Here is a 12726-nt window from a genome sequence, read left to right as displayed (position 1 = left end):
CCCCGGGCTTGAACGTTTCAATAACCCTTTGGCTTGTGAGGCTGATGCTATGGGGTTACATTGAATAACTCAAATTCATATTTTTTATACTTTGCATAACCAACTGGAATTCGACCCCGACCGCCATGGACCTCGCCAACCTCAACGCCTTTATTGCCATCGCCGAGACGGGCAGTTTCTCCGGCGCCGGTGAACGCCTGCACCTGACCCAACCGGCCATCAGCAAGCGCATTGCCGGCCTGGAACAACAACTCAACGTACGCCTGTTCGACCGCCTGGGCCGTGAAGTGGGCCTGACCGAGGCCGGCCGCGCGCTGCTGCCACGGGCCTATCAAATCCTCAATGTACTGGACGATACCCGCCGCGCCCTGACCAACCTGACCGGCGAAGTGACCGGGCGACTGACCCTCGCCACCAGCCACCACATCGGCCTGCACCGCCTGCCACCGCTGTTGAGGGCATTCACCCGACGCTACCCACAGGTGGCGCTGGATATTCAGTTCCTGGATTCGGAAGTGGCCTACGAGGAAATCCTCCATGGCCGGGCGGAGCTGGCGGTTATCACCCTCGCCCCCGAACCGCACACGCTGGTGCGTGCCACGCCGGTCTGGGACGACCCGCTGGATTTCGTGGTGGCGCCGGAACATGCGCTGCTGGAAAACGGCGCCGTCAGCCTCGCCGACATCGCCTTGCACCCCGCGGTCTTCCCGGGCGGCAATACGTTCACCCATCACATCGTGCGACGGCTGTTCGAGGCCCAGGGTCTGACGCCCAACATCGCCATGAGCACGAATTATCTGGAAACCATAAAGATGATGGTTTCCATCGGCCTGGCCTGGAGCGTTTTGCCGCGCACCATGCTCGACGAACAGGTGGCGCGTATTCCTTTGCCAGGCATACAGCTCACTCGCCAGCTAGGCTATATCTTGCACACCGAACGGACGCTGTCGAATGCTGCACGGGCCTTCATGGCGCTACTGGACGCACAAATCGATCTGCCAGGGACTCAGGCATAGGTTGTGCGACGCCTGTAGCGCCACGCCACCCGCGCTTAAGTCCCAAACCTGCCCAAGGCTCGCCAGAGAATGCCCAAACCCGTAGATCCCCTACCGCCCCTGCCGCGTATCCAGGCGCTTGACCCGAAGCGGTCCGAGCAAAGCTGGGACAGTGCGCCACAGTTGCTGGCCGCGCTCAACGGTGCGCGGCTGGGCGCCTGGTCGTGGGACATCGAGACGGGCCAGATCAGTTGGTCCCGCGGAACCCAGGCACTCTTCGGCTTCGACCCGCGCCAACCGCTGCCGGCGGACATGGACTACCTGGACCTGTTGCTGCCCGAAGATCGCGCCCGGGCCATCCGCGCCTTTCGCGCCGCCGTGGCCGGCGCGCCGCTGGAACAGGCGATGCACCACCGCATCGTCTGGCCCGACGGCAGCCTGCACTGGCTGGAGATCAGTGGCAGCGTCCAGCCTGACAAACACGGGCGCCCACGCATGATCGGGGTGATCCGCGAGATCACTCACCAGCGCCAACGCGAGCAGGCGTTGCGCAGCTCGGAGAAACGCTTCGCCACGCTGTTTCACCTGTGCCCGAACATGGTGCTGCTGACGCGCCAGGAAGACGGCCTGATCAGCGAGGTCAACCAGTACTTCGAAAGCCTGTTCGGCTGGCCGGTCCATGCCGTGATCGGCCGCACGACCCTGGAGCTGGGTCTGTGGGTAGACCCCAGCCAACGACAGAAACTGGTGCAGGCGACCAAGGCCAAGGGCGAACTGGTCAGCATGGAAGTGGAGTTCCGGGCCAGTAACGGCCAGATCCACAACGGCATCCTCAGCGCGCAGAAGGTCGAGCTCGAGGGCCAACCCTATCTGCTGAGCACCTTTCTCGACACCACCGAGCGCAAACTCGCCGAACAGGCCCTCAAGGACAGCCAGGAGCGCCTTGACCTGGCCCTCGACTCGGCGCAACTGGGCACCTGGGACTGGCACATTCCCAGCGGCATGCTCTACGGCTCCGCACGCGCCGCGCAATTGCATGGCCTGGAGCCCAAGGCGTTCCATGAATCGTTCGATGCGTTTTTCGAAGGGGTGCCCGATGAAGAACGCAACAATATGCGCAATGCCTACCGCAGCCTGCGCGAAGGCCCGGCGGGCAACTACCAACTGACCTACCGCGTGCAACTGCCGGACGGCAGCTCCCGCTACCTGGAAAGCCGCGCGCGCCTCTACCGCAACGAAGACGGCAGCCCCCTGCGCATGGCCGGCACGCTGCTGGACATCACCGACCAGGTCGAGCGCGAACAGAGCCTGGCGGCCTCGGAAGAGAAATTCGCCACGCTGTTCCAGGTCAGTCCCGACCCGATTTGCGTGACCCACCAGGACAGCGGCCGGTTCCTGGAGATCAACTCCAGCTTCACCCAGACCTTCGGCTGGAGCGCCAAGGACGTGATCGGCCTCAGCGCCGACGAAATCGGCCTCTGGGAAGCCTCGGGCAGCAGCCTGCAGCGCATCGAACGAGTGATTCGCGAGCAATCGCTGAGCAATGTCGCCATCGTCGTCCACCACAAGGACGGCCAGCCACTGACCTGCGTGATCTCCAGCCGGCAGATCAACGTCGGCAACCAGCCCTGTATCGTCACCACCCTGCGCGATATCACCCACCAGCAGCGCTCGGAAGCGGCCCTGAAGGCCAGCGAGGAAAAATTCGCCAAGGCGTTTCACTCCAGCCCCGACGCCATCACCATCACCGAACGCGAAAGCGGCCGCTACCTGGAGATCAACGACGGCTTCTATCGCCTGACCGGCTACCGCGCCGACGAGGTGCTGGGCCGCACGGTCTATGAAGTGGGCATCTGGGCCGATGAAAAACAGCGCACGGCGTTGCTGGCCGAGCTGCAACTCAAGGGCCGCGTGCACCACCGGGAAATGCTCGGGCGCAACAAGCGCGGGGAAATCCTCACGGTGGAGGTGTCCGTCGAGCCGATCACCCTGAACGAAACCGCCTGCCTGCTGCTCACCGCCCGAGACGTCAGCCTGCTGCGCAATGCCGAAGCGCAGATCCGCCACCTGGCCTACCACGACCCGCTGACCAACCTGCCCAACCGCGCCCTGTTGATGGACCGCCTGAGCCAACAGATCGCCCTGCTCAAGCGCCACAACCTGCGCGGTGCCCTGCTGTTTCTCGACCTGGACCATTTCAAGCACATCAACGACTCCCTCGGCCACCCCGTGGGCGACACCGTGCTGAAGATCATCACGGCGCGACTGGAGGCCAGCGTACGCCTGGAAGACACCGTGGCCCGACTTGGCGGCGACGAGTTCGTCGTGCTGCTCAGCGGGCTGGAGGGCAACCGTGCCGCCGTCAGCGAGCAAGTGCAGAAACTGGCCGACACCCTGCGTGAGCTGCTCTCGGAGCCGATGTTCCTCGATGGCCAGCGCCTGCAAGTCACGCCGAGCATCGGCATGGCGCTGATTCCCGACCACGGCTCCACGCCCGCCGACCTGCTCAAGCGCGCCGACATTGCGCTGTACCGCGCCAAGGATTCAGGGCGCAACACTTCGCAGATGTTCCACGCCACCATGCAAAAAGCCGCCAGCGAACGGCTGCGAATGGAAACCGACCTGCGCCAGGCCCTGGCCCGTGGCGAATTCAGCCTGCACTTCCAGCCCCAGGTCGACGCCCGGGACAACCGCATCGTCGGCGCCGAAGCCCTGGTTCGCTGGCATCACCCGGAACTGGGTGCCCAGTCGCCCAACGAGTTCATCAAGGTGCTGGAAGACAGCGGCCTGATCCTCGAAGTCGGGACCTGGATCCTCGATGAGGCCTGTGTCGGCTTCAAGGACCTGATCGCCCGGGGCAGGATCGACCCGCGGCGATTCAGCCTGTGCGTGAACATCAGCCCCCGGCAGTTCCGCCAGAGCGACTTCGTCGAACGCATCGAAAGCAGCCTGGTCACCCACGGCCTGCCCTTTTCCATGCTCAAACTGGAGATCACCGAAGGCATCGTGATCCAGAACCTGGACGACACCATCGGCAAGATGCGCCGGCTGAAAAAACTGGGGGTGAGTTTCGCCATGGACGACTTCGGCACCGGCTACTCATCACTGACCTACCTCAAGCGCCTGCCGGTAGACACGCTGAAAATCGACCAGTCGTTCGTGCGCGACGCCACCTGCGACCCCAACGACGCTGAAATCATCCGCGCCATCGTCGCCATGGCCCACAGCCTGAACCTGGAAATGATCGCCGAAGGCGTGGAAACCCTGGAACAACTGCAATTCCTGCAAGGGCTCGACTGCCATCTGTACCAGGGCTACCTGCACAGCCGGCCGCTGCCGCTGGAGGCGTTTGAACGGCTGCTGCCCTGAAGGTGAAAGGCTGGACATGAAAAAGGGCGCCTTTCGGCGCCCTTTTTCAGTGGCGATGCATCAGTTCTGCAACGCAGGTTGTTGCTGCACCCCGTTGATTGGGATGCGCTTGGCTTTCGCCTCTTCCGGGATGACCCGCAACAGGTCGATGCTCAACAGACCGTTGCTCAGGCCAGCGGACTTGATCTCGATATGATCCGCCAACCGGAAGGACAGCTTGAATGCACGCTGGGCGATGCCCTGGTGCAAGTAGGTCACGCTGTCGTTGCTGGCCTCGCGCTTACCGCCGCTGATGGTCAGCACACCTTTTTCCACCTGCAGGTCCAGGTCTTCTTCCCGGAAACCTGCGGCGGCGACCACGATACGGTATTGATCATCACCGTATTTTTCCACGTTGTAGGGTGGATAGCTGCTGCCTGGTTCGTTGCGCAGCGCGGTTTCGAACAAGTCGTTGAAACGGTCGAAACCTACCGAGGAACGGAACAGTGGGGCCAGCGAAAATGCAGTACTCATGATTCAAATCTCCTGAAAAATTCAGCAAGGTTTTTTGTCTCCGCGACCCGAATTCGGCATCGCGTAACCCCTATCTAGGGGCCGCCAAATACTTTTCAAGAGCTTTTTTTGAAATTTTTTTCAGGCCGCTTCCGTGCGCTTCACACCCAACAAATGCCCCACCGCTTCCAGCTCGGTCTCCCGGCGCAACGCACTGAACAACGTCACCGCCTCGGGGTAATTGCGCGTCAGCATCGCCAGCCACTGCTTCAATCGGCCAGGGGCCTGGCGGGGCGTCAGTTGCTCGACCACTTGCCCCCAAAAATCTTGCAGCATCGGTTGCAGTTCGGCCCAGGACATCGGCACCACTTCTTCGCCGGCCCGGGCAGCGGCAATCTGCCGAGCCAGGTCTGGACGGGAAACCAGGCCGCGACCGAGCATGATGTCGTCGACGCCACTGATTTCGCGGCAACGCCGCCAGTCCTCGACACTCCAGATATCGCCATTGGCGAACACCGGCACCTTGACCACGTCCTGGACTCGGGGAATCCATTCCCAATGAGCCGGTGGCTTGTAGCCGTCGGTCTTGGTCCGCGCATGCACCACGATGTGCTCTGCACCGCCCTCGGCCAGCGCCGTGGCACACACCAGCGCGCCGTCCGGGCTGTCGAAGCCCAGGCGCATCTTGGCGGTTACCGGAATGTGCCGGGGCACTGCGCGGCGTACGTGTTCGACGATCTGGTTGAGCAGTTCCGGCTCCTTGAGCAAGACCGCCCCACCGCGGGATTTGTTCACGGTCTTGGCCGGGCACCCGAAGTTCAGGTCGATCACCTCAGAGCCCAGCTCGCAGGCCAACGCTGCGTTCTCCGCCAGGCACACCGGGTCGGACCCCAGCAATTGCACCCGCAGCGGCACGCCGGCGGCGGTCCGAGCCTGGGTCAGCAGCTCCGGGGCGAGCTTATGGAAGTACGCCGGCGTGAGCAGGCGATCGTTGACGCGGATGAACTCGGTGACACACCAGTCGATTCCGCCAACGCGGGTCAGAACATCGCGCAGGATGTTGTCGACCAACCCCTCCATGGGCGCCAGGGCAATTTGCATGAAACACACACTCAACGGAAAAACGTGCGGCAGTTTACCGGATTTTGCCCACATATCCGGCATTCAGCACAAATCCCTTGTGGGAGCGGGCTTGCTCGCGAAAGCGGTGGGTCAGTTTGCATTTGATGTTGAATGTACCGCCGCATTCGCGGGCAAGCCCGCTCCCACAGGTTGATCGTTGGCGGACACAGGATGTGTGTCCACCGTAAATCCTTTGTGGGAGCGGGCTTGCCCGCGAAGGCGGTGGGTCAGCTGGTGATGACACCAGGCGCGACCTGGGACTCCAGCGCCGGGCCGTAGCCGTCGATGAACTCCGCCGGCATGCGCTTGGGCCTGCCGCTGGACAGCTCGATGCAGACGAAGGTGGTTTGGGCCCGCAGCAAGGTGGCGTTATCACGGGGGCGGACCAGTTGGAAGTGTCGGGTCATCTTCAGGCGCTGGTCCCAGTCGACGATCCAGGTGGCCAGTTGCAGCTCATCGCCCTCATAGGCCGCCGCCAGGTAATCGATTTCATGCCGCACCACCGCCATGGCGCGGTCCAGGCGCCGGTATTCCACCAGATCCAACCCCAGGCGCTGTGAGTGGCGCCAGGCGCAACGTTCAAGCCAGGTGACGTACACCGCGTTGTTGGCGTGACCCAGCCCGTCGATGTCCTCGGCATTCACTTGAAGATCAATGATGAACGGCGTTGCCCGATCCCAGCCCATGCCCCTCTCCCGGTCGAATATGGATCGGGGCAGTGTACCGGATGCTCAAGCCGATTGCCGCGCCTGCAAACTGCGCCCGGCCAGCAGGGACAGCACCCCGTCGATGACCCGCGGATCAGCCAGTACCCGCTGGTGCCCACCCTGGGGCAGCCGCAGCAGGCGACTGTCGAACCAGGCCTCATGAATCACCTGCGACTCTTTGACCGAGACCGACGTATCGTCCTCGGCATGGACGATCAACCCTGGGATGTCCAATTGGTAATGCGCCACGTCCATCTTCGAGGCCGGCATGCCTACGTCGAGTTCCACCTGACGGATGAATGCCGAACGTGCCTGGGGCGGCAGGCCCATCATCCGGGCAAAGCCGCGCAATATGCCAAGAATGCGCGCGGGGGCGGCGATGCTCACCAGCGTCTCGGTGCGTAACCCCAACTGGACCGCCAGCATGGCGCTGGCACCGCCCATTGAATGCCCAATCACTGCTTGCAGCGGCGGCAGTTCCGCGGCGGCTTCAAGCATGGCCCGGGCAAACAACAGGACATTCGCCTCGCGCCCCGGCGAACGGCCATGGGCCGGGCCATCCAGCGCCACCACCGTGTAGCCGGCGTCCACCAGCGCCGTGATCAGCGCCGCGAACTGCGTGGGCCGCCCTTCCCAGCCATGCATCAGCAGGACGGTCGGGCCTTTGCCCCAACGCAGGGCCGAAAGCCCGAAGCGCAAGGTGATGCGCTCGGACGTTGCCAGCAATGGCAGTTCCCAGTCCCGTGGCGGCAGGTTTCGCGGACGCATGAACAGCGAGCGCATTTTCTTCGCCACCAGGCGCGGCGCTACCCGCCCAAGCGTGCCATTGACACCACGAATCCAGCTCAACCTGTCCATTGCTCATCTCCAGGGCTTGCGCCTTAGCTCATCGCACCGCCGATTTGGCAGCGCGCAGCAAACGATCCGATAACTCTCCAGGGCCCAGCGCCCGCGCCAGGGACAAGCCGCCGACCATCAGGGCGATGTCGGCCAAGGCCTTGTCGGTGTCTTCGGGGCTGGCCGCCAACTGCGCAGCCATGAGTTCTATGTGTTCATTGAGCACCGCGCGAAACTCATCCGGCAGGCGTCCGAGCTCACCCACCGAGGCCGGGATCGGGCAGGCTTGTTCGCTGGAGTCGCGGTGCTTGCGCGACAGGTAGAACGCCGCCGACAGCGTGCGCCGCTCTTCACCGGTCAGCCCTGCGTCCAGGCCGGCGATCAAGTCGCGACGATGGCTGAGCAACTGCTTGAACGCCTCCAGCATCAAGGCATCCTTGCTTTCGAAGTGCGCATAGAAACCGCCCACCGTCAGACCCGCCGCGCCCATCACCTCACCCACGCTCGGCTCGGCCGGGCCATGCTTGATCAACGCCGCACTGGCGGCCTTGAGAATGCGTTCGCGGGTTTGTGCCTTCTTATCGCTCATCGTCGCCTCCGAATATTACGATTGAAATATTATCCATATAATAATTTTCCGCAAGCGGAATATCTGCCCGTCGGTCAGAAGCCTGTTTTCAAAGGTTAGGAGAATTGGCCGAACGCCAGACAAACAAAAGGGCCATTCAAGAATTGAATGACCCTTATAAAATCCCGCAGAGCGGGTAATCGTGGCGTCCCCTAGGGGACTCGAACCCCTGTTACCGCCGTGAAAGGGCGGTGTCCTAGGCCACTAGACGAAGGGGACACAAACCTTCTGAACATGATCAGCGCTGAGAACTGATCGCTTCAAGGCCGGTGTGGCCAGACCTTGAAGTGTAAATTGGTGGAGCTAGACGGGATCGAACCGTCGACCTCTTGCATGCCATGCAAGCGCTCTCCCAGCTGAGCTATAGCCCCAGGTTTTTCGCCTCGCGGCGGAGCGACATCTTGCAACATCGCTTCTGTAAAACTGGCGTCCCCTAGGGGACTCGAACCCCTGTTACCGCCGTGAAAGGGCGGTGTCCTAGGCCACTAGACGAAGGGGACGCAAACCCTTCTATACCACTGATCAACGCTGAGTGTTGATCGCTTCGAGGCCGGTGTGGCCAGACCTCGAAGTGTAAATTGGTGGAGCTAGACGGGATCGAACCGTCGACCTCTTGCATGCCATGCAAGCGCTCTCCCAGCTGAGCTATAGCCCCTCATCGCTGAGGACGGGGCGAATCTTAAGGGCGTATCGGAGGGCTGTCAAATTTATTTTCAACAAATTTGAAAATTTTTTGCCGGGATAACAATCACTTACCGACAAACCCCGGAAAACCGGGGTGTGCCCTGCCTCATCGACCGCTTAAGCGATCGCGCCCAGCAGTTTTTCCCACTCCTTGTTTTCCTTTTTCGACACGCCGCCGAGCAGATCAATGGCCTGGCGCAGGCGGAAACGGGTCAGGTCCGGCCCGAGGATTTCCATCGCATCGAGCACCGACACAGAACTGGCCTGGCCCGTGATGGCGGCGAACATCAGCGGCATGGCATCACGCAGCTTCAACTCCAGGGACTCGACCACGGCCTGGATGGTCGCAGTGATGCTGTCCTTCTCCCATTGGCGCAAGCTCTCAAGCTTCCACAGGATGAGTTGCATCAACTGGCGCACCTGGTCGCCCGAAAGTTTCTTCGACTCGAACAGCTTCGCATCCGGCGTCACGCCACCGGCAAAGAAGAAGCCGGCCAGCGGTGCGATCTGACTGAAGGTCTCCACCCTGCCCTGCACATGAGGGGCGATCTTCATCATGTAGTCGGGGTTCAGCGCCCACTTCTGCACGCGCGCGGCGAACTCTTCCACCGGCAGGTCCCGCAGCCACTGGCCGTTGAGCCAGGACAGTTTCTCGATGTCGAAGATCGGGCCGCCCAGGGAAACACGCGACAGGTCGAAGTGCTCGACCATTTCCTGCAGCGAGAACTTCTCGCGCTCGTCCGGCATCGACCAGCCCATGCGCCCCAGGTAATTGAGCATCGCCTCGGGCATGAAGCCCATGCGTTCGTAGAACGTCACCGAAGTCGGGTTCTTGCGCTTGGACAGCTTGCTCTTGTCCGGGTTACGCAGCAGTGGCATGTAGCACAGTTGCGGTTGTTCCCAGCCGAAATACTCGTAGAGCAGGATCAGTTTCGGCGCCGATGGCAGCCATTCCTCACCGCGCAACACGTGGGTGATGCCCATCAGATGGTCGTCGACCACGTTGGCCAGGAAGTACGTCGGCAGGCCGTCGGTCTTCATCAGCACTTGCATGTCCATGCGATCCCACGGGATCTCGACGTCGCCACGCAGCATGTCCGGGACCACGCAGACGCCCTCGGACGGCACCTTCATGCGGATCACATGGGGCTCGCCAGCGGCCAGGCGGCGGGCGACTTCTTCCTTGGACAGCAGCAACGCACGCCCGTCATAGCGCGGGGTTTCGCCGCGGGCCATCTGCTCGGCGCGCATCTGGTCCAGCTCTTCGGCGGTACAGAAACACGGGAACGCATGCCCCATGTCCACCAGTTGCTGGCAGTACTGCTGGTAGATCGCACCGCGCTCGCTCTGGCGATACGGACCATGGGGACCGCCCACATCCGGGCCTTCGCTCCAGTCGATCCCCAGCCAGCGCAGGGCGTCGAAAATCTGCTGTTCGGACTCACGGGTCGAACGCAACTGATCGGTGTCCTCGATGCGCAGGATGAACTCACCGCCGTGCTGCTTGGCAAAGCAATAGTTGAACAAAGCGATGTAGGCGGTGCCGACATGGGGATCGCCAGTGGGCGAAGGCGCGATGCGGGTGCGGACGGTGGTCATGGCATGTCTCGGAAAAGAAGATAAAAGCGGAGGTCAAACAGGGGGCGAATGGTAACAGGCGATGGCGGGCGGGCTCCAGTGAGAGCGGGATTTGTGTGGCTCGTCGTCGGACCGAGTCGCGCCCATCGCGAGCAAGCTCGCTCCCACAGTGGGCCGCGTCGTCCAGGCTGCAAGCGGTCTTCTGTGGGAGCGAGCTTGCTCGCGATGAGGCCCTTAAGGTCGCCACACAACCTCAGACAGCCAGCAACCGCTCACGCAACTTGCCGATCTCGTCGCGCAGTTGCGCCGCCGCCTCGAACTCCAGGTCCCGGGCCAGTTGGTACATCTTTTCTTCCAACTGCCGGATGCGTTTGGTGATTTCGCTCGGCGAGCGCAGTTCGGCTTCGTAGCGGGCGCTTTCCTCGGCGACTTTCGCCATGCCCTTGCGCTTCTTGCTGCGAGAGCCGGGCACGGTGGCGCCTTCCATGATGTCGGCGACGTCCTTGAACACCCCTTTTGGCGTGATCCCATTGGCCAGGTTGAAGGCAATCTGCTTGTCGCGGCGCCGTTCCGTCTCGCCGATGGCCCGCTCCATGGAACCGGTGATGCGATCGGCATAGAGAATCGCCCGGCCGTTGAGGTTACGCGCGGCCCGACCGATGGTCTGGATCAGCGAACGCTCGGAACGCAGGAAGCCTTCCTTGTCGGCGTCCAGGATCGCCACCAGCGACACTTCCGGCATGTCCAGGCCTTCGCGCAGCAAGTTGATGCCCACCAGCACATCGAAGGTGCCCAGGCGCAGATCGCGGATGATCTCAACCCGCTCCACCGTGTCGATGTCCGAGTGCAGGTAACGTACCCGCACGCCGTGGTCGGCCAGGTAGTCGGTGAGGTCTTCGGCCATGCGCTTGGTCAGCGTGGTGACCAGCACCCGCTCTTCCAGAGCCACGCGTTTGGTGATTTCCGAGAGCAAGTCGTCGACCTGGGTCAAGGCCGGCCGCACCTCGACCTGCGGGTCCACCAGGCCGGTCGGTCGCACCACCTGCTCGACCACCCGCCCCGCGTGCTCGGCCTCGTAGTTGCCCGGGGTCGCCGAGACGAAAATCGTCTGCGGGCTGACGCTTTCCCACTCATCGAAGCGCATCGGCCGGTTGTCCAGTGCCGACGGCAGGCGGAAGCCGTACTCCACCAGGGTTTCCTTGCGCGAGCGGTCGCCTTTGTACATCGCGCCGACCTGGGGCACGCTGACGTGGGACTCGTCGATCACCAGCAAGGCATCGGCCGGCAGGTAGTCGTAGAGCGTGGGCGGCGCAGCACCCGCCGGACGCCCCGACAGGTAGCGCGAGTAGTTCTCGATACCGTTGCAATAGCCCAGCTCGAGGATCATCTCCAGGTCGAAACGGGTTCGCTGTTCCAGGCGCTGGGCCTCCACCAGCTTGTTGTTCGTGCGCAGGTATTCCAGGCGCTCCTGCAGCTCGGCCTTGATCCCTTCGATGGCGTCCAGCAGGGTTTCCCGTGGCGTGACGTAGTGGCTCTTGGGGTAGAAGGTGAACCGTGGCAGCTTGCGGATCACCTCCCCCGTCAGCGGGTCGAACGCCGAGAGGCTCTCTACTTCATCGTCGAACAGCTCGATGCGGATCGCTTCCAGGTCCGATTCGGCCGGATAGATATCGATCACGTCACCGCGCACCCGGAACGTCGCCCGGGCGAAATCCATGTCGTTGCGGGTGTATTGCAGATCCGCCAGGCGGCGCAGCAAGGCGCGCTGGTCGAGTTTGTCGCCACGGTCCACGTGCAAGACCATCTTCAGATAGGTTTCCGGGCTGCCCAAGCCGTAGATGCACGAGACGGTGGTGACGATGATCGCATCCTTGCGTTCCAGCAGCGCCTTGGTCGCCGACAGTCGCATCTGTTCGATGTGGTCGTTGATCGAGGCGTCCTTCTCGATGAAGGTGTCCGACGACGGCACGTACGCCTCGGGCTGGTAGTAGTCGTAGTAAGAGACGAAGTACTCCACCGCGTTGTTGGGGAAAAACGCCTTGAACTCGCCATACAACTGAGCCGCCAGGGTCTTGTTTGGCGCCAGCACCAGGGTCGGGCGCTGCACCTGGGCGATCACGTTGGCGATGCTGAAGGTCTTGCCCGACCCGGTCACACCGAGCAGCGTCTGGTGCGCCAGCCCGGCCTCGATGCCTTCGACCATCAGGCGGATGGCTTCCGGCTGGTCGCCGGCGGGCTGGAATCGGGTGACTAGCTGGAATTCAGACATGACATAACCCCTGGATTCACTCCTGCTGGCCAACCAACAGGAACG

Annotated in this window: 9 protein-coding genes and 4 tRNA genes; 2 read left to right on the top strand and 11 right to left on the bottom strand. The window is 62.5% G+C overall.

Going from position 1 to position 12726, the window contains the following annotated elements:
* Positions 1-125: 125 nt before the first annotated feature.
* Entirely contained in the window at positions 126-1016 is an 891-nt protein-coding gene (locus V3H56_RS09195; protein WP_042728361.1) for a LysR family transcriptional regulator, read from the top strand.
* Between the two features lie 69 nt (positions 1017-1085).
* Positions 1086-4364, top strand: a complete 3279-nt coding sequence (locus V3H56_RS09190) for a bifunctional diguanylate cyclase/phosphodiesterase (protein ID WP_042728360.1) — start codon at positions 1086-1088, stop codon at positions 4362-4364.
* 60 nt (positions 4365-4424) lie between these two features.
* Here V3H56_RS09190 and V3H56_RS09185 read toward each other — a convergent pair whose 3' ends face one another.
* The 11 genes from V3H56_RS09185 to uvrB form a co-directional block, all read right to left on the bottom strand.
* Positions 4425-4877, bottom strand: coding sequence for an Hsp20 family protein (locus tag V3H56_RS09185; RefSeq protein WP_042728359.1), 453 nt, complete (start codon positions 4875-4877; stop codon positions 4425-4427).
* Between the two features lie 120 nt (positions 4878-4997).
* Entirely contained in the window at positions 4998-5957 is a 960-nt protein-coding gene (locus V3H56_RS09180; protein ID WP_042728358.1) for a tRNA-dihydrouridine synthase, read from the bottom strand.
* Between the two features lie 248 nt (positions 5958-6205).
* Positions 6206-6664: a thioesterase family protein gene (locus V3H56_RS09175; RefSeq protein ID WP_047737343.1), complete on the bottom strand. Its 459-nt coding sequence runs from the start codon at positions 6662-6664 to the stop codon at positions 6206-6208.
* 45 nt (positions 6665-6709) lie between these two features.
* Positions 6710-7543, bottom strand: a complete 834-nt coding sequence (locus tag V3H56_RS09170) for an alpha/beta fold hydrolase (RefSeq protein WP_042728356.1) — start codon at positions 7541-7543, stop codon at positions 6710-6712.
* Between the two features lie 28 nt (positions 7544-7571).
* A complete protein-coding gene (locus V3H56_RS09165; RefSeq protein ID WP_042728355.1) occupies positions 7572-8111 on the bottom strand; it encodes a TetR/AcrR family transcriptional regulator in 540 nt (179 codons plus the stop codon).
* A gap of 182 nt (positions 8112-8293) precedes the next feature.
* Positions 8294-8369: transfer RNA gene (locus V3H56_RS09160), tRNA-Glu, on the bottom strand.
* A 76-nt stretch (positions 8370-8445) separates the two neighbouring features.
* A tRNA-Ala gene (locus tag V3H56_RS09155) sits at positions 8446-8521 on the bottom strand.
* Between the two features lie 53 nt (positions 8522-8574).
* Positions 8575-8650: transfer RNA gene (locus V3H56_RS09150), tRNA-Glu, on the bottom strand.
* Between the two features lie 79 nt (positions 8651-8729).
* A tRNA-Ala gene (locus V3H56_RS09145) sits at positions 8730-8805 on the bottom strand.
* A gap of 146 nt (positions 8806-8951) precedes the next feature.
* Positions 8952-10433 (bottom strand): glutamate--tRNA ligase, encoded by a 1482-nt coding sequence (gltX, locus tag V3H56_RS09140; RefSeq protein ID WP_042728354.1) that lies wholly within the window; start codon positions 10431-10433, stop codon positions 8952-8954.
* 232 nt (positions 10434-10665) lie between these two features.
* Entirely contained in the window at positions 10666-12681 is a 2016-nt protein-coding gene (gene uvrB, locus V3H56_RS09135; protein ID WP_042728353.1) for an excinuclease ABC subunit UvrB, read from the bottom strand.
* Positions 12682-12726: the final 45 nt, after the last annotated feature.

It is taken from the genome of Pseudomonas sp. MS646 (assembly GCF_036693845.1).
Classification (GTDB): domain Bacteria; phylum Pseudomonadota; class Gammaproteobacteria; order Pseudomonadales; family Pseudomonadaceae; genus Aquipseudomonas; species Aquipseudomonas chlororaphis_E.
This window is presented reverse-complemented; position numbering and strand designations above follow the sequence as displayed.